Origin of the sequence: Candidatus Leptovillus gracilis (assembly GCA_016716065.1) — a bacterium.
In the GTDB taxonomy this organism is placed as follows: Bacteria; Chloroflexota; Anaerolineae; order Promineifilales; family Promineifilaceae; genus Leptovillus; species Leptovillus gracilis.
Window position 1 is genome coordinate 417,957 of the sequence record JADJXA010000003.1, and the last position, 17,348, is coordinate 435,304.

A 17,348-nucleotide genomic window follows, 5' to 3' on the forward strand; every position below is an offset into this window, starting at 1 on the left:
GCTCACCTTCGAGCGCACCTGCTAGATTAGAGGCAGACCATGATATTCTCCCCCCAACCAACTTGTAGAGCAACTCCTCGGCATCGGCGTAACGCCCGGCGGCGTCCTGCTGGTGCATTGCGCGTTTTCCCGCGTGAAGCCGGTTGAGAACGGGCCGGCCGGCCTGATTGCCGCCCTGCGCGCGGCCCTGGACGCGACCGGCACACTGGTCATGCCCAGCATGACCGACGATGAAGAGACGCCCTTCGACCCGCAAACGACGCCCTGTATGGACATGGGCATTGTGGCCCACACCTTCTGGCAGCTGCCGGATGTGCTGCGCAGCGACAGCCCACACGCCTTTGCCGCGATTGGGCCGCACGCACCGGACATCACCGCTCCCCATCCGGTGGCTGTGCCACATGGGCTGGACAGCCCGATCGGCCGCGTGTATGCACGGGACGGACAGGTGCTGCTGCTGGGCGTCGGCCATTCTGAGAACACGACCATCCACCTGGCCGAATCCCTGGCCGGCGTCCGCTACCGGCTGCCCAAGCACGTCCTCGTCCGAGAAGGGGAGCGCGTGGTGCGCGTCGAGTACGGCGAGATTGACCACTGCTGCGAGAACTTCGCCCTGGCTGATGGCTGGCTTGATTCGCACGGCCTCCAGCGCCGGGGACAGGTCGGACACGCGGCGGCGCGTCTGATGCGCGCGCGGGACGTTGTCGCCGTGGTCGTGGCGCAGTTGCGCCAGAATGAAACGCTCTTTTTGCACCCGCCGGGCGTAGATGAAGAATGCGACGCAGCGCGGGCGAGTCTGATGGCATGATCGGCCACCAGATTGAGACCGTCCGTCAGCCGGTCGGCCGTTTGCCGCAGCGCGCCGGCAGATCGCGCTTTCCATCGCCAACGGCCGTAACGCCCGAATAGAGCGGCGCGCCTCTGCCAGACTTTCCCGCGCCAGCACTAGAGGTATAGTGGCCATCTTGCCGCGCCGGTAAAGGGCGACACAAACCAGGCACTGCGCCAGGGTGATGAGAGCGTCGTAGGGGGAAAAGCGAGACTTTTAACAAAAAGTCAACACAACCTGGTCAACTCTGAATACACCAGCCCTGCTTTTTCTAAGGTGCGCAGGTGGTGGGAGAGAAGGAACGGCCGTCGCCCTCACCGGCTGGCTTTGGCTAGACCCGTCCTCCTGGGAAGATATTCCGTTGGTGCGGGTAGATGGGGAGTCATGAATCGAATGTCGGGTAAGCGCGATAGACCTTCAGATATTGAATTTTTGTTCCTTAGAAGACGCTGACCTTCTTACCACCAGTCGCACCCCTAACAACAGAGCCAATATCGCCCCGAAAATGATGGGCTGCGTGTAATATTGCCGCACCAGCAGCGCGTAATGCAGAATGGCTAAGGCAGCCGCCAGATAACTGAGGCGGTGCAGCCAGCGCCACCGCTTTTCGCCCATCCAGAGCATGGCGCGCCGGGTGGAGGTAACCGCCAGCGGCAGCAAAATGAGGAAGGAAGCCAGCCCCACCAGGGCAAAGCGGTTGATGCGCAGGGCGTCGGCGGCCAGCGCCAGGTCAAAGCCATAATCCAGCCCGACAAAGGTGAGGAAATGGAGGGCAGCGTAGAAGAAGGCGTAAACGCCTGACGGCCGTCGCAGCCGATACACCCACTTCCAACCAAAAATCAGGTTCAATGGCGTGCAGGTCAGCGAGAGCAGCAGCAATATAAGCGCCGTCTTGCCGGTGCGCAGCGTCATGGTGCGTACAGGGTTGAAGCCTAACTGGTCTTGCCAATAGGCCCACAGCAGCCAGAGCAGCGGCAGCCAGGCCAGCAGGTGGATGAGGAGTTGGAAGGTGGGGAACGGCCGTTTCTTTTGCACAGCTTTACTTTCGACTGTACGGGCAACCCTGGTTGCCCAAGCGCGTCGTCAAAAATTCTGTTTTAAGTCCATCCCAGCGTACAAATACGCTACTTCAGCTTCGTATCCATTGAAGAGCAGCGTTTTGCGTCGGCGCGTTTCCCCCAGTCGGCGTTCCGTCGCTTGCGACCAACGTGGGTGGGGCACGTCTGGGTTCACATTGGCATAAAAGCCATACTCGTGCGACGATGCCTTCATCCACAACGATGTGGGCTGTTCCGCCACCAGGTCAATTTTGACAATAGATTTGATGCTCTTAAAGCCATATTTCCAGGGCACAACCAGGCGGATCGGCGCGCCATTTTGTGGCTGCAAATCCTTGCCATACAGCCCCGTCGCCAGCAGCGTCAGATCGTGCAGCGCCTCATCCAGGCGCAGCCCTTCTACATAAGGCCATTCATACCAGTCGCTCTTTTGGCCGGGCATTTGCTCTGGGTTATACAACGTTTCAAAGCGAACATACTGCGCTTCCGGCAGCGGCTCCGCCAATTGCAACAGCTTGTACAGCGGGAAGCCCAACCAGGGGATGACCATAGACCACGTTTCCACGCAGCGCAGGCGGTAGACGCGCTCCTCCTGGTCAAACTGCCGCTTCAGGTCATCTACGTCATAGGCGCCAGGGTTGCGTACCAACCCGCCCACCGCCACTTCCCAGGGTGAAGTGAGCAACCCTTGCGCCTTTGCTGCAACCTCCTCTTTCTCCACAGTGAATTCAAAGAAGTTGTTATAGTTAAGAATCTCCTGCTCGCTGGTCAGGTCATCGGGGGCGGGGGTGAAGGTGGGCACAGGAGATGGGGATTGGCTCGTCCCAGAGATGTCATTTGGCGCTGGCGTGGAAGTTTGAGGTGCGCCACAGGCAGTCAGCAACACGGCCGTTGCCAGGGCAGACGCGCCTTGCATGAATTGACGCCGGCTGCGGTAAACTGCTTCCGGCGTGATCTCTGCTGAGGGGATGTTGCTGCGAAATCGCTTTTGTATGTTCATAAAAGTGCGCAGCCCAGATTAATAACCTGGGCTGCGTGTAAGGTTTAATTCGAGCTTGTGCCTTCGTATTCATACGGACCAGGGGTGTCTGGGCCGTTGGGCGGGAATTCGGGCACAACGATGTAATCCAGCGGCAGTTCGCCGGTCAGTGCATTTAAGAAGGCGACGACGTCAGTGATTTGCGCGTCGGTCAGCTCTTTGCCAAGCTGGTAGGTCGCCATGATTTTGACCATCTCTTCCAGGGTGGTGATGCTGCCATTGTGCAAGTAAGGGCCGGTCTTGGCGATATTGAGCAGGCTGGGCACTTTGAAGGAGTGCATATCTTCTTCTTTGCCGGTGATGGCAAAGCGCCCTTCGTCGGTTACGGCGGGGTACGGCGTGACTTGCCCCAAGACGGCATACCGGCTGCCGCCAATGGCCTCGCCATAGTGGCAGGTGGTGCAGCCGGTGGAGACGAAGAGGGCCAACCCACGCTTTTCTTGCTCGTTGAGGGCGCTTTCATCTCCATTCAGCAAGGCGTCGAACGGGCCAGGGGTGATCAGATACCGTTCAAAGGCGCCGATGGCGCGGCCCACGTTGTCGTAGTTGATGGGGTCGGCGTCGTTGGGGAAGGCGGCCTCGAACAGGGGCAGGTAGCCAGGGATGGTGTTGAGGACGTAGAGGACATAATCGGGATCAGGCATGCCCATTTCACCAGAGGCCAGGATGGGGCCTTGCGCCTGCTCCTCCACGTCGGCGGCACGGCCGTCCCAGAACTGCGCGATGTGCAGGGCGGCATTGTAGACGGTGGGGGAGTTGCGCCCGACCGGTTTGCCATCATGCCCCAGCGAGAATTGCAAACTGTCTACGCCGTAATTGTCGAGCAGGTGGCAGGAGTTGCAGCTTATTTCCTGGCTGATGGAGATGCGGGGTTCGTAGTACAACATCCGCCCCAACGCGATCAGTTCTTCGGTTAGTTCATACTCAGTTGGCGTGACTACCTCTGGCAGCGCCTTAAAGGCGATCAGGGCGTCGCGGGTGTAGGCGTCGGGGGCCAGGGTGGGCGGCACGGCCGTTGCTTCTGGCTCCGACTGACCGCAAGCGGTTAACAGCAGCAGCAGCAGCAATGATAAGACAACATAAAAAGATTTTCTTTGCATCTCTTTCTCCTTAGATAGGGTATCAAAACCGGTTCAATTGGGGCAATTAAACCACTCTAATTTTAGGAGATGAGATTTCAGGTGGGTATCATCCAGTTGGATGATTCAGTGGACGAATTTGGGGAAACGGCCGTCATCCACCCCTTGCCGTAACATCGCTGCCGCCTGAACACGGTTCTGCACGTGCAGTTTGTCCAGGATGTTGCGCAGGTGGGTGCGCACGGTATTTTCAGAGATGAACAACTGCGCGGCAATCTCGCGGTTTTTTAGCCCCTGGCTGACCAGGTGCAGCACTTCCAGTTCCCGCTCGCTCAACACCGGCCGCGCATCTTTCCCCTCTTCCTCTGGCCCTGGCTCTGGCTCTTTGCTCAACGCCGTAAACTCTGCCAGCAGTTGGGGGACAAGGCTGGAGGCGATGATCGCTTCCCCGGCGGCTACCTGGCGCACGGCCGTTACCAATTCTTGCGCGCTGGTACTCCCTTTCAGCAAATACCCCTGGGCGCCCGCTTTAACGGCCGTGAACAAATCCTCATCCTTCTCGGAAATGGTGAGCATGATGATTTTCAAACTCGCCTGCTGCGCCAACAATTGCCGCGCCGCTTCCAGGCCGGTGCAAAGAGGCATCTGGATGTCTAGCAAGGCGACGTCTGGCTGAAGCTGCTGCGCCAGGGTAACCGCTTCTTGCCCATTACGCGCCTGGCCGACCACTTCGATGTCCCGTTCCCGTGCCAACAAGCTGGCAATGCCGGCGCGGAAGAGTTGGTGATCGTCGGCTAACAAGACGCGGATGGCGCTCATGGCGTGGCTTCCTGGTAAATGAGGGAGGAACCGCGTTCCTTGGGGTAAATGAGGGGGGCGCTCTGTTCGGCCGGCAGGCGGGCGATGATTTGCGTGCCCACGCCGGGAGCCGTTTCCAGGTAGAAACTCCCGCCTACCCGCTCGGCGCGCTCTTGCATGATGCGCAAGCCATAATGCCCCATTGATTCCTGCGCCTGCGGGTCAAACCCCCGCCCGTCGTCACGGATAGCCAGTTCCACATAGCCATTGTGCCGCTGGAAATGAACCGCCAGGTGGGTGGCCTGGGCATGTTTGTAGGCGTTGGTCAGCGCTTCTTGCAAAATGCGCAGCGCCTCGATTTCCACCACCGGGCTAAGACGGCATGCCTCGCCCATACTCAGGCTGACCGGCAAGCGGCTACGACGGCTGAATTCATTGACGTAGCCGGAGACGGCGCTGTGCAGGCCAGCGGCAGGCTGGATGCGCAGGCCATCTATGGATTCGCGCACCTCGAAGCAAGCCTGATCTACCACTTGCTGCACATCTTGCGCCTCCTGCCGCGTTTCGGAGAGATTGCCCGCCTCCAACGTTTGCGTCAACATATCCATTTTCAGGTGCAGCCAGCTCAGGGTTTGCGCCAGGCTGTCGTGCAGCTCGCGGGCAATCCGACCGCGTTCTTCGAGGATCGCCAATCGTTCGATCTCTTCCTGGAAATGGGCATTGGCAACGGCGACGCCCAGTTGGTTGCCCAGGCAGGTGATGAATTGGCGTTGTTCGGGGGAAACGGCCGTTTCTCTCCGTTGCAGCAGCGTTAACATGCCCAAATCTTGCCGTCCAGAACGCAGAGGCACAACGGTGAGGCCACGATAATTATGGGCGATGGCCTGGCAGTCGTGGTGCGTATTCGCCAGCAAGTCAATCGCCTGCAAGTCACGGTTCAAACCCCAAAACGAGCATCCTTCCTGATCGGCTGCCCGGCTCATGCAGTGGACGACGGCCGGAGGCACGTCCTGATGTACTGTCACCGCCACCCTACCGGAAGGGCCAAGCAGGTGGATGACACCCCCATCCATGTCGGTGGCTTGCAGGGCCAGGGCCAACGATTCGCTGAGCACGCTTTTTAAGTTGGGCGAACGGCTGATCGTCAGGGACATTTCTGCCAGGGCATTCAATTCGCGGGTGCGCTGGTTGATTTGTTGGTGCAGAGAATCCTGATAACGGCGCAAATTGCCGGCCATCTGGTTGAAAGTTTCGCCCAGGTCTTGCAGTTCGTCGCCGGTTTGCAGGGTACAGTGCGCCTGGTAATCTCCCTGCCCCATGGCCACGGCTGCGCCGCGCAGTTGGCGCAGCGGGCTGATGACCATGCGCCGCACCAACCAGTAAAGCAGGCCGGTCATCAGGGTGGTGATGAGAACGGCCGTGAGCACCAACGCCTGCCGCCCATTTGCCAACGATTGATCCACCTCGGCCATCGGGACGAGTACGCTAATGCCACCGCGCACGTCGCCAATTTGCACGCCAGGGTGGCATTCCAGGCAGGTGGCCTGGGTGAACAAGGGAGTCATTTGCCGGTAATACCGCTCGCCGTCAATCACCTCAATCTGGCTAAACGTGGCTGGCGTTTGCTCAAATTTGTGCAGCGCCTCCAGTTCAAAAGCGTCAGGCGCGTTTTCAAGGTTTTTTAACTCCAGGCTGGTGATGTGGAAGCGGAAATTTTCGCGGGCGTTGGAGAGGACGGAAATCTCCTTTGTCACCATGCCCGGTGATTTTCGGTAAAATGGCCCCTGCCCTTCGACGTAATAATCTCCCGGCTGCGTCGTCCAGACATCGCCATACTCGGCGACCCAATCGCGCACAATCAGCATTTCGGTCAACAGCGCTTCGGCCTGGGTTTCCACCTGGCGCAGCGCCAATTCTTCTTGTAGATGGTAGAGCCAGGTGAAGAGCGCCAGGCTGGCAAGTATGATGCCGCTGCCAATGCTCAGGGTGAGGCGCGCGCCTAAATTGAGCGACAGAAACTTTCGTAAACGGTTCACACTGCGGATTTTCATTTGTTTATAATATCGGGTTACGAATACCAGCGCAAGCCGGACAGGGTGTAATCAGCAGTTCTCAATTTGCCCGGGTGTGCGAGTAGGGGCGGGACGGCGCGGACCCAACAGCCACTTAGTGATCATCAAGAAATTACATGGCCGGGTATCTATTTGCTGCGACAATTCGCGGTCCTGTAAGGCAAACAACACGGATCACGGCCGTTCAGGTCTAAATCGGTTAGCCCACTGACGAATGTCCATCATTTCTGGACACAAAGAGGCAAAGAACACCGGATTTTTTTGGTGTTCTTTGCCCGCCTTGCGGATAGGACCGCGAACCCCTTATTAATTATTGACGCAGCACGGTGGGCAAATACACCCCGTATTCGCCTGTTGCTTCGGTCCGGTCGCCGCCCCAGAAGCCGCCAGCCAGCACATAGTTGCCGCCGCTCATGCGTCCCGCATCCGGCTGTCCGATGGTGCTATCTAGCGTATATCCGGTTCCGCTCAGGTGGCCGCCGCCGCCGTCCACCGTCCACCAGTTCAGGTTGTAGCCGGTGGTTTCGGCGTAAAGCGCCCCGGCTGCCAGCAGCAAAACCAACACCAGTAAGCTAACAATAATCAGTTTTTGCTTCATTCCAACCTCCCCGGATTAGTTCTGAACCTCGGTCAAAGTCAACTTCACGGTATAGATTTCCATGATAGAAGTGGCCGATGGTGTTGGGTTTTGCACGTTAAACTGTACCCAGGTCGTGTTATCAATAGCCACACGAGGGGTTGTGGCGCTCACCGTGTAACAGGCGTAAGTCCCTGAAGTCCGGTCTGTATTATCGAGAATATAATAAGTTTCCCCGTTCGTGGTGCCGGTGTTCTTGGCTACTGCGGCGGTAGTGATGATGGCGTTGGTCCCTTTGTAACAAACTTGCAGTGATTTAACGTACATCTGAGAGCCAAGCAGTTGTCCAAAGGCATGTACAGGAATAGTAACAACTTTTACAGTGGTGGCCTGTGGCAGCGTAACGGCCGTTCCCCCACCTGCCATAGGCGAGAGCGTTGTGCTGGTGCTATCGTAGCGCACAACCATGTCGTGCGGACTGAGGTACATCAGCGAATCGGCCGTGCTGTAAATGCCGCCGACCGCCGAGATGGCCCGTCCCGTATCGCCGCCCGGTCCGCGCACTATCAGGCCAACGCCCGCTGCATTGGTGTTGTTGATGAACAGGCCATACGGAAAGCCGGTTCCTTCCCAGGTCTCGCCATAATGGTTGTGGTCCGGGATGTTGAGCGTGTAAATGGCGTAGGGCACAGCCATCAGCCGTTGACGTGGCGCGAGGGTTGTTTGTGGGCCGCCATTGTCGCAGGCGACGGTAATGCTCAGGTAGCGCTCGTCACCCATGAAAGAATCGCTGCCAAATTCATTACCATCGTTCAGTTCAACGGTAAAGTAACCGTCCACCACCTGCATGTTGAACTTGTCGTCATACGTGCCGATCATCGCGCCGCTCGTTGCCGCGTCATACAAAACAAACCGGAAGTCACAGATGTCGTTAATGGGGTTGCCGCCGCTGTCAGCCAGGTAGCCCTGGTAACTAAACGTGTTGTGCATGGCGCCTTGCGGCGATTGGGGTTCCACTTCGGTCTGGGCAGTCACCCCCAGAACTGCGCCCACCAATACCATGACGATCAGTAATACAAAACCGGTTACTTGATATGTGCGTTTCATGTTGTCTCCTTTACTTTGAATGATTTCACAGCGCTTGTTGGCTGTATTGTTGATAAAACAGGTTAAGATTTGATGGATAGGATATGTTTGTTCATGAATTTACCTTTCCTTTTGGGGCTGTTGGGGTTAGGGTTGCCGCCGACAGACGCCCGGCGATAAAGTCATCCAGGTCGCCCAGTGAGGTAAAGTAGAACTTTTGCCCCGAAGGAACATGCTCCACCGAACCGCGCCAGGCCCCCTCGCGTCCCCCTTCGATAAGCCAGATGCGTACGATAAAAAGAAACTGGGAATGAGTCGTTGTTTCGTCCATAACCCTTTCTGGCATTCTATGGACGGGGCGTCCAAAAAGCGTCCAAAAAGTGAAGATTGGAGATTGAACAGTGGAGATTGGCAATAAAAAAGCCTGGCTTCTCTGTAGAAGCCAGGCTTTTTGCCCCAAACTACTGTTCACCGTTCACTGTTTACTGGTTACTGGTTACTGTTTCCCTCCGGCCACTCATCGCGCTCGTAGGCGGCGGCAATCTGGCGATTGTGGATCATCGCGGCGAAGGCGCGGCGCGATTCATCGTCGGGGATGGCGGCCAGGTCGTGTTGGAAGGCGGCGTAAGACTGGGCCAGCAAAGCGGCGGCCTGTTCTGGCCGGTTGGCGGCGTGGAAGATTTGCCCGGCCGTCCACAAAAAGCGATGGGCGTTATCGTCACTCCCTTCAATGCTTGGGTAAATCGCCAGCATTTCTACGGCCGTTTCCTGCGCCAGGGGCAAGTCACCCGCTTTCCAATGGGTCAGCGCCAGATCGGCCAATATACTGGCACGCTCCTCAAAGAGGGCGGGGTCATCCAACAGAGCCAGCGCAGTCAGCAGGTGTTGGCGCGCGGCTGTTAAATCACCCCCTTCGCGCTCCGCTTCGCCCAGGTTTTGCCGCGCCACCCCTTCCAAATGGCGGTTTTGCACCTGACGGGCATAGGCCAGCGCCCGGCGGGCATACTCCCCCTCGGCGGCGTAATCGGCCTGGAGCGCCGCCGCGTAGGCCAGGTTGAGGCACTCCGACGCCATGCCATCCTTATCATTGAGCTTTTCCACTAACTCAAAAGCCGTCTGATAATGGCGAGAGGCAGCGGCGTAGCGTCCGAGCGATACCTCCACGTGCCCCATCGATTGCAGCGTCAGCGCCGTGCCTTTGGTGTGCTGCATCTGGCGGTACAGGTCCAAGGCAGCATTCAGGCTGCGCTGCGCGGCGCTGATGAGAAATTGGCGCTGGTAGGCCATGCCATGCAGGCGGTGCGCAGCCGCTTGCCAGAAATGGACGCCGCCTTGTTCAGCGGCCGTCAGCAGCCGGGCCGCATACTCCAGGCAGCGAGGCAAATCTTTGCTGAGTAACCCATTGGCCGCCATGCTCCAAAGGATGAACATGAGCTGCGGCGTGGGCTGCTCCGGCGGGCACAGCGCCAGGCCGCGCTGCGTCCAGAGTTCCGCTTCGGCGCTCTGGCGGTTGATGACCGATATTTCTGCTAGTTGACAGCAGCAGTCCACCTGCCCTTCGACGCACTGCGCCTGACGGTAGACAGCCAACGCTTCTTGCAGCCGGACAACGGCCGTCTGATATTTGTCCAATATTTTCAGATAGACGCCTTCGGCGAACATGACTTCGGCCTGCCAATACAGGCTGCCCAGCGCTGCCGCAGCCTGCTTGAAGTAGTCGAGATGGATTTTTTGACTGGCGTAATCATTGATGTCTTTGTCATAGAGAACCCGACGCCGCCAGAACAGACAGGTGAGTTCCCTGTCGTTGAGATTGGGGAGCAGCGCCGCCAACTGCTGCAAATCGGCTAACTGTTGTTCACGACGGCCGTGTCGCTGGTGGCTGTTTTCGCGCAATAAAAGCAGGTCGAAATGCAGGCGCGGCGCGATGGGCGTCGGCGCGGCGACCAGTTCCAGGGCGCGGTTGAGGGCTGTCAGGGCTTCGGAATCGGCGTAAACGGCCGTATACCCCTCCGCCGCCGCCAGATAATGGGGAACAGCGCGACCCGCATCGCCGCCAGAATCATAATGATAGGCCAATGTAGCCGCCAACTCTTGGGCTTGTTCGGGATAGAGGCTTTCCAGGACTTCGGCGGCGCGGCGGTGGCGGATTTTCCGTTTGGCGGGGGGAACGGTCGTGTACAAAGCCGCCTGGATAAGGTGATGGGCGAAATGGTAGTTACGGCCGTGCGCCGCGTCGCAGGTGAGCTGACGGTCGAGCAGCTCGTCCAGTGCGTCCAACGCCTGGCATTCACCCCAACTGCCCACTTCGCGCACCGCGTCGGGGTCGAAGTGGGGGCCAAAGATGGCGGCCACGTCGGCATAAGCGCGGGCGGTGGGCGAAAGCGTACTGAGCCGTTGGTCAATGGCGGCGCGAAGGCTGTCTGGCAGGTCGGCGAAGGCGGTCTGGCCGGTTTCCTGCCATGCGTGCAGCAGCAGGTTGAGGAACAGGGGGTTCCCGGCGCTGGCGGCGTGGAGCGAGGCGGCCAGTTCGGGGGCGGGGGTGGGCAGTTGGGCCAGAAGTTGGGTAACGGCCGTTAACCCCAAACGCCCTAAAGGCTGCCTCTCCACCAACTTCTCTGCCTGCAAACAGCGGCGCATCACCTGGAGGGGATGGCTACGCGGCGTCTCCTCCTCGCGGTACGTGCCGACGATGAGGATCGGGGCTTGCGCCAGCCGCCGCGCCAAAAATTCCACCAGGGCCATCGTGGATTCGCCCGCCCAATGCAAGTCTTCCAAAATCAGCAGCAGCGGGCGCGGTTCGCTTAACTTTTCCAGGCAGCCGGCCACGGCGTCGAACAGGCGCGTCTGTTCCTGGTCAGGGCGAATGGCGGTCAGGGTGGGCAGGCTGCGGCGCACCCGCAGGTCGGGCAGCAGCGGGGCCAGCGCCGCCAGCCGCAGCGTTTCGCTTTCCAGGCTGGCGAGCAGCGGCAGGGCGGCTTGCAGCGCCTCGGCCACCGCCTGGTAGGAGATGGATTTGTGCTGGGCGCTGCCGCCATGCAGCACCCGCGCGCCCTGGTTTTCGGCCAGCAGCGCCAGTTCGCGGGCCAGGCGCGTTTTGCCCACGCCCGCTTCGCCGCCAATGAGCAGCAGCCCGCCACAGCCGTGGGCGGCGCGCTGCCAGCGGGCGGACAGGCGAGCCATCTCGCTGTTCCGGCCGACAAAGGGCAGCAGGGTGATAGCGCGTTCGGATGTTTCGGGGGTGGCTGGCGGGGGGTGGCTGCCGGGTAAACGGCCGTGCCGCAGCACAATCTCGTACAACGTCTGGGTCTCCGGCATTGGATCCGCGCCCATTTCCTGGCGCAGCGACCGGGTAAAGCGGTGGTATTCGGCGATGGCTCCGGCGCGGTCGCCCGCTTCATAATGGATGGCAATGAGCTGGCGCACGGTATCCTCGCGGAAGGGATCGACGACCAAAAGCCGCCGGGCATAACCGCTCACTTCGGCAAAGGCGCCGGCGGCGCGCCGCTGTTCAATCAACTGCGTAAGCGCGGTGATGTAGCTGTTTTGCAGCCGTTCACGCTCGAAAAATATCCAATCGTCGTACAGGGTTTCATAGAGAGGGCCGACATAGAGGGCGAGGGCGGCGGACAATGTTTCCGGGCGCGTGACCAGCTTCTCAAACTCGGCTACGTCCAGCCAGAAATCGCTGTGGGGGTTCCATTGGATGGTGGAAGGGGTCGTTAGCACCCAGGGTTGGGCCGGTGAAGGGGCTGGCGGCAGCAGGCGATTGAGCCAGTGCAGGTGGCGGCGCAAGTTGGCGCGAGCTGTTGGCTCCGGGTCGTCGGGCCAGAGGGTGAAGGCGACTTGCTGGCGCTCAAGGGGTTGGCGGCGATGCAGCAGCAGATAGGCCAGCAGGGGCAATGTCTTAGGCGGAGCATTGAGTTTTAGCGCCTGGCTATGCAGGGCAAGACGTGGTTGACCCAATAAAATGATGTGCAGCATGAAGGCTCCCCCTGGCAGATTCTGGTGTAAAGCAGAATATCTCCTGTTCCCAATTTGGTGTGCAGCTTATCAATCCGCCTCTCCACCCGCATTGACTCAAAAATAATCTTACTTTGCGCGTCTCATAGGATGGATGTGGTTTCCTCCCAACCCGCTTTTGGCTAGATGCAACGAGGGTATTAACGAATTCCGGATAGATGATTTGGTCGGGTTGTAATAGTCCCCACCAGAGGTAGGAGTTGTGAGAAAATCTGGGTTGAACCATTTTGAGGTTGGGCCAAAACCCCCAACTGGAATGTCAGGTTTCTCAAGCATGGATGTATGTAGACGGCAAATGGCAAGCAATTACCCTTTGCCGCTATAATACCTTCAGAATGGCCTTTCGCAAAAGGCCACCAAAGAATTGGAGGACCCGTGACTTTATTTTCTGCTGATCATCAACCCGTCATAACCACCAAAATGGAAACCGGTGCCGACGCCAATGCCAGCCGTGCCGTTACCGTCTACAGTTCATGTTCTATATTTCTCTTGGCTTACTACAAATCGGGAAGCCATTTTCAGACGCTTCCTAAGGTTTTTACCCTATGATTCGTGAAACAATGCATCGTCTTGGCGTCTGGTTGCAGTCGGCAGTTTTATCTGTTCCGGTGCGAATCAAGATTACCGGCATCATCGTCCTGGCGGTGTTGATTCTGGGATTTAGCCTTAATTACTGGGTAACAGCCAGTTTGTCGGATTGGCTGTCTTACATTCTAACCGATGCGCGGGTGGAGGCGGCGATGCGGGCCGGTGGTCGCAGCGTGGTGCTGGTGACGATTCTGGCGGCAGCCGGATCGCTGGTGCTGGCCTCGTTTCTGACGTTTTTGTTGATACGGCCGTTGCTCGATCTGCGCGACATGGCGCTCCAGGTCGCTGACGGCGACCTCCACGCCCGCGCCCCGGTCTGGTCTAGAGACGAAATTGGCGAAGTGGCTACGGCCGTTAACAAAATGACTGACCACCTCGTTGCCGCCCAAAACGATCTGGCGCGCACTAACCGCCGCCTCGCCGCCATCAACCAGGTCATGCTCGCCGCCGAGCGTCAGGCCGAAATCCACGACGTTCTTTATGCCATTTTGCAAAACATTGTTGAGGTGATTAACCTGCAAACCGGCTGGGTTTACCTGCGCGACCCCGAACGCGATACCTTTCATCTCGCCAGTTGGTATCAGGTTCCCACCGAATTGGAAGCGTGGTTGCTGCACCAGACCAACGACAGCCTCTGTTATTGCCAGCAAGCCCTGCTAGACGAGACGTCGGCCGACAAGGTGTATAACCACCAGTGCCAGCGAATGGCCATGGTTGGCTACGCCGATCTAGAGCAGCAGCACATCACCATTCCCATCAAAGCGCGTGGACAGAAATATGGTGTGGTTAACCTGCTTTGCCGTCAGGGGTACGCGCTGACCGAAGAAGATACGGATTTGTTAACGGCCGTTGGTACCCAAATCTCTGAAATCGTCGCCAACGCCTGGCTGCGGCTAAAACTGGAGGAAAAAGAGCTGGCCCGGCAGGCCCTCCTTGAATCACTGGTCGAGGCGCAGGAAGAAGAGCGTCGCCGTCTGGCGCGTGAGCTGCACGATGGCGCCGGGCAAATGCTCACCAGTCTGCTGGTGCGCATCAAAACCCTGGAGAAGAAAGCTATAGTGCCAGACACGCAGCGCGAATTAGAGGCCCTGTTAGACATCGTATCGGAGACCATCGAACAAGTACGGGAACTCTCCCACCGGCTGCGCCCCGCCGCTCTGGAAGAGTTTGGCCTGGCTGTCGCGCTGCGCACCCTCGTCAAAGAAATGACCTCTCAAACGGGCATTACTGCCCACTGTTACCTGGACCTGAATGGCGTCGTCTTGCCCTCCGGTGTGGATGTCATTCTCTACCGCATCGCCCAAGAAGGCTTGACCAACATTTTGCGCCATGCCCGCGCTAATGAAATCACGGTGCGGCTAACGTCCGACGAGAACGCTGTCCTGATGACCATTGAAGACAACGGCCGTGGTTTTTCCCCCCACCGCCTGACGGCCGATCCCGGCGCCCGACATCTGGGTCTCATTGACATGCGCGAACGAGCCGCCATTGCTGGCGGCTACCTGGATGTCTATTCCGCACCCAACCAGGGAACCACAATCCAGGTGCGCGTCCCGCTTCTGGAAGGAGTCCGCTAATGGCCTCACCTACCCCACCCACCATCTCTATCCTCCTGGTAGACGACCACAAAGTTCTGCGCGATGGGCTGCGCGCTCTGTTGGAAAGCGAACCCGACCTGCGCGTTATCAGCGATGTGGATACCGGAGCGGAAGCCATTGCCCAGGCGTGCGTCTTGTTACCAGATGTCATCGTCATGGATTTAGGTCTGCCGGATATGAGCGGCCTGGAAGCCATTCGCGCTATACGCCGGGCAAACGTGCGCAGCAAAATCATCGTCCTCTCTATGTACAGCAGCAGCGACTTTGTACGCCCGGCCATCGAAGCCGGCTGCGACGGCTACATCCCCAAATCTTCCACCCATACCAGCCTGCTACAAGCTATCCGGATCGTCCTCACCGGTGAAAGTTTTCTGCACCCCAAAGCCGCCACGGCGCTGATGGAAACATTTACCGACAAACCCTCCGAACCGGCCCGATTCGGGTCATTATCGGAACGGGAACAAGAGGTGCTGCAAATGGCGGCTATGGGCTTCACCAGCCGGGAAATCGGTGAGAAATTATTCATCAGCCCCAAAACGGCCGATACCTACCGCCAGCGCGCCATGGAAAAACTAGGCCTGGAACATCGCTCCGACCTGGTGAAGTTCGCCTTGCGCGCCGGTATTTTGGACCAATATAAAGACCAGGAATAACCCGTCTGCCGCAGTTCCCAGTAAGACCCGAAGGCCTTTCAGAAATCCTTCGGGTCTGAATCGTGCCCATCTGTCAGGAAAATCACCACAAAACAATATCCTTTTCCTGATACCCTCCTGTTTTCCCTCCTGCTACACTACCCTCATATAAAAGGCTGTGAGCCGTATACCGTATCCCGAACACTGAACATTGAACACGGACATCAGAACGAGGACGAATCAGGAGGATTCACTATGGCGAATGACAGTAAACTCAAGGTAAACCGGCGCGACTTTTTACGGATTGCCGGTATTGGAGCTGGAGCAACGGCCGTTGCTGCTCTTACCAAACCCGCCGCTGCGGCTCCTGCCAGCTTCAGAGCCGGCAGCTTTTCTGACCCGGCCGGCCGCCCCAATCGCCCCTGGTGGGTGAAAACGGTGGACGTACCCACCACCGAAATTGACTGGAACGTCATGCAGCGCTACAACGAGCGCACCGGCTCAGTGCGCGGCCCCGGCATGGCCGGCTACGTCGGCGACGACGAAGTAGACCGCCTTTCGGCCGCCGCCAAAGCCAACGAATTGCAGCGCATGTTGGACAACGTGGATGGCTACACCCTCAAAGACCAGGCCCTCAAAGCCGCCCATGTCGGCATTGGCAAGTCCTACTTAGGCCCTCAAGAAGCACCCACCCCGGAAGAGAGAGGCGTGCCTAAATGGACCGGTTCGCCAGAAGAAGCGGCGCGAATCATCCGCGCTGCGATGCGCCACATGGGTGCGGCCACCGTCGGCTTTATCGAACTGGACGACAACACCCGCAAACTCATCTATGGCGTAGACCCCGATGGCAAAGACCTCATCTTCACCGATGAGCCTATCGCCTACGAAGATGACAACGCCCGCTACATTCCCAATAGCTGCAAATACGTCGTAGTCTACACCGTGCAAATGTCCCAAGAGACCATGCGCCGCAGCCCCACGCAGTTGGGTTCGCAAACCACCACGCTGGCCTATACCCGCGGTGAAACCATCCAGGCTTCGCTGCAAGAGTTCTTGCGCGGCCTGGGCTACCAGGGCTTGGGTGAATCCACCACCAATGCCCTGGGTATCTCCCCGGCGTTGGGCGTGATGGCCGGTCTGGGCGAAATGTCCCGCCTCAACCGCATGATCACCCCAGAATTTGGGCCGATGGTGCGCGTCTTCAAACTGCTCACCGACCTACCGATTGCCACCGACAAGCCGATTGACGCCGGGATCATGGAGTTCTGCAAACGGTGTAAGAAGTGCGCCGAGGCCTGTCCCTCCGAATCGTTGAGCTTCCTGGATGAACCTACCTGGGAAACGCAAGGTGAATGGAACAATCCCGGTCACAAAGCCTATTTTGAAAATTCCGTCACCTGTTACACCTACTGGCGGGAACAGGCGGGCACCAACTGCGGTATCTGCTTTGCCGTTTGCCCCTTCTCCAAGAAAGACAAGGCCTGGATTCATGAATGGGTCAAGGCCGGCGCATCGGTAGCGCCCTTCATGGATAGCTTTTTCCGCAGTATGGACGACGCTTTTGGGTATGGTACGCAGGCCAGCGCCGAAGAATGGTGGTCGTTGGATCTGCCCGAATATGGCACTGATAGCAACGCGCCGGTAATGGAGGTTTAAGGCATGTCTGAAAAATACGCAGTTTCGGTTAGAAAACGGCCGTTTTACGAATGGCTGCTCTGGATAATCTGGGCTTTTGGCCTGTTCTTCATCTTCCAAAACGCCTGGGGCAGCGGCCTGGAACTAGAGCCGCGTGCGGCTGGTATCCTGTGGGTTACATTTGTCGTCTGGCTGTTAGGTGGGATCGTGATCTGGTTCACTCGCCGGGGCAAATAGGCCGCACAAATAACAGACCACACATTCCCCGATGGCAACTATACAGCCCGGCTGGGATTGCACCACAGAGACATAGACTTTACGGTTTAATCTCTGT

The 17,348-nt window shown here is 58.3% G+C and carries 15 protein-coding genes; 5 read left to right on the forward strand and 10 right to left on the reverse strand.

What is annotated here, in order from left to right; translation table 11 throughout:
* Positions 1-82 precede the first annotated feature (82 nt).
* The gene (locus tag IPM39_10780; GenBank protein ID MBK8986548.1) at positions 83-808 is read left to right on the forward strand and encodes an AAC(3) family N-acetyltransferase; all 726 of its coding nucleotides are present in this window, start codon (positions 83-85) and stop codon (positions 806-808) included.
* A gap of 248 nt (positions 809-1,056) precedes the next feature.
* Here IPM39_10780 and IPM39_10785 read toward each other — a convergent pair whose 3' ends face one another.
* The 10 genes from IPM39_10785 to IPM39_10830 form a co-directional block, all read right to left on the reverse strand.
* The gene (locus IPM39_10785; GenBank protein MBK8986549.1) at positions 1,057-1,113 is read right to left on the reverse strand and encodes a hypothetical protein; all 57 of its coding nucleotides are present in this window, start codon (positions 1,111-1,113) and stop codon (positions 1,057-1,059) included.
* Positions 1,114-1,246: 133 nt separating this feature from the next.
* Positions 1,247-1,864, reverse strand: coding sequence for a ferric reductase-like transmembrane domain-containing protein (locus IPM39_10790; protein ID MBK8986550.1), 618 nt, complete (start codon positions 1,862-1,864; stop codon positions 1,247-1,249).
* 48 nt (positions 1,865-1,912) lie between these two features.
* Positions 1,913-2,887 carry a protein-methionine-sulfoxide reductase catalytic subunit MsrP gene (gene msrP, locus IPM39_10795; protein MBK8986551.1) on the reverse strand — a complete coding sequence of 325 codons (975 nt, stop codon included), beginning with the start codon at positions 2,885-2,887 and terminating at the stop codon, positions 1,913-1,915.
* 44 nt (positions 2,888-2,931) lie between these two features.
* Positions 2,932-4,026: a cytochrome-c peroxidase gene (locus IPM39_10800; protein MBK8986552.1), complete on the reverse strand. Its 1,095-nt coding sequence runs from the start codon at positions 4,024-4,026 to the stop codon at positions 2,932-2,934.
* A gap of 105 nt (positions 4,027-4,131) precedes the next feature.
* Entirely contained in the window at positions 4,132-4,824 is a 693-nt protein-coding gene (locus tag IPM39_10805; protein ID MBK8986553.1) for a response regulator transcription factor, read from the reverse strand.
* Entirely contained in the window at positions 4,821-6,839 is a 2,019-nt protein-coding gene (locus tag IPM39_10810; GenBank protein MBK8986554.1) for a DUF3365 domain-containing protein, read from the reverse strand. Before IPM39_10810 ends, IPM39_10805 begins: the two co-directional genes overlap by 4 nt.
* Before the next feature lie 346 nt (positions 6,840-7,185).
* Positions 7,186-7,473 carry a hypothetical protein gene (locus IPM39_10815; GenBank protein MBK8986555.1) on the reverse strand — a complete coding sequence of 96 codons (288 nt, stop codon included), beginning with the start codon at positions 7,471-7,473 and terminating at the stop codon, positions 7,186-7,188.
* Between the two features lie 15 nt (positions 7,474-7,488).
* Positions 7,489-8,559 carry a hypothetical protein gene (locus IPM39_10820; GenBank protein MBK8986556.1) on the reverse strand — a complete coding sequence of 357 codons (1,071 nt, stop codon included), beginning with the start codon at positions 8,557-8,559 and terminating at the stop codon, positions 7,489-7,491.
* A gap of 91 nt (positions 8,560-8,650) precedes the next feature.
* The gene (locus tag IPM39_10825) at positions 8,651-8,869 is read right to left on the reverse strand and encodes a hypothetical protein (protein ID MBK8986557.1); all 219 of its coding nucleotides are present in this window, start codon (positions 8,867-8,869) and stop codon (positions 8,651-8,653) included.
* A gap of 158 nt (positions 8,870-9,027) precedes the next feature.
* Positions 9,028-12,522, reverse strand: coding sequence for an AAA family ATPase (locus IPM39_10830; GenBank protein ID MBK8986558.1), 3,495 nt, complete (start codon positions 12,520-12,522; stop codon positions 9,028-9,030).
* A 584-nt stretch (positions 12,523-13,106) separates the two neighbouring features.
* On the opposite strand from IPM39_10830, the gene IPM39_10835 reads away from it, so the two are divergent.
* The 4 genes from IPM39_10835 (at position 13,107) to IPM39_10850 (ending at position 17,251) form a co-directional block, all read left to right on the forward strand.
* Positions 13,107-14,726, forward strand: a complete 1,620-nt coding sequence (locus IPM39_10835; GenBank protein MBK8986559.1) for a HAMP domain-containing protein — start codon at positions 13,107-13,109, stop codon at positions 14,724-14,726.
* Positions 14,726-15,400 (forward strand): response regulator transcription factor, encoded by a 675-nt coding sequence (locus IPM39_10840; GenBank protein ID MBK8986560.1) that lies wholly within the window; start codon positions 14,726-14,728, stop codon positions 15,398-15,400. Before IPM39_10835 ends, IPM39_10840 begins: the two co-directional genes overlap by 1 nt.
* A 234-nt stretch (positions 15,401-15,634) precedes the next feature.
* Positions 15,635-17,035 carry a reductive dehalogenase gene (locus IPM39_10845; protein MBK8986561.1) on the forward strand — a complete coding sequence of 467 codons (1,401 nt, stop codon included), beginning with the start codon at positions 15,635-15,637 and terminating at the stop codon, positions 17,033-17,035.
* 3 nt (positions 17,036-17,038) lie between these two features.
* Positions 17,039-17,251: a hypothetical protein gene (locus IPM39_10850; GenBank protein ID MBK8986562.1), complete on the forward strand. Its 213-nt coding sequence runs from the start codon at positions 17,039-17,041 to the stop codon at positions 17,249-17,251.
* The last annotated feature ends 97 nt before the right edge of the window (positions 17,252-17,348 follow it).

Excerpts from the sequence above, each read along its gene's own strand:
- IPM39_10850 (MBK8986562.1), top strand. The coding sequence starts at position 17,039 with ATGTCTGAAAAATACGCAGTTTCGGTTAGAAAACGGCCGTTTTACGAA.
- IPM39_10845 (MBK8986561.1), top strand. The coding sequence starts at position 15,635 with ATGGCGAATGACAGTAAACTCAAGGTAAACCGGCGCGACTTTTTACGG.
- IPM39_10835 (MBK8986559.1), top strand. The coding sequence starts at position 13,107 with ATGATTCGTGAAACAATGCATCGTCTTGGCGTCTGGTTGCAGTCGGCA.
- IPM39_10830 (MBK8986558.1), bottom strand. The coding sequence starts at position 12,522 with ATGCTGCACATCATTTTATTGGGTCAACCACGTCTTGCCCTGCATAGC.
- IPM39_10805 (MBK8986553.1), bottom strand. The coding sequence starts at position 4,824 with ATGAGCGCCATCCGCGTCTTGTTAGCCGACGATCACCAACTCTTCCGC.
- IPM39_10820 (MBK8986556.1), bottom strand. The coding sequence starts at position 8,559 with ATGAAACGCACATATCAAGTAACCGGTTTTGTATTACTGATCGTCATG.
- IPM39_10815 (MBK8986555.1), bottom strand. The coding sequence starts at position 7,473 with ATGAAGCAAAAACTGATTATTGTTAGCTTACTGGTGTTGGTTTTGCTG.
- IPM39_10840 (MBK8986560.1), top strand. The coding sequence starts at position 14,726 with ATGGCCTCACCTACCCCACCCACCATCTCTATCCTCCTGGTAGACGAC.
- IPM39_10825 (MBK8986557.1), bottom strand. The coding sequence starts at position 8,869 with ATGGACGAAACAACGACTCATTCCCAGTTTCTTTTTATCGTACGCATC.
- IPM39_10800 (MBK8986552.1), bottom strand. The coding sequence starts at position 4,026 with ATGCAAAGAAAATCTTTTTATGTTGTCTTATCATTGCTGCTGCTGCTG.
- msrP (MBK8986551.1), bottom strand. The coding sequence starts at position 2,887 with ATGAACATACAAAAGCGATTTCGCAGCAACATCCCCTCAGCAGAGATC.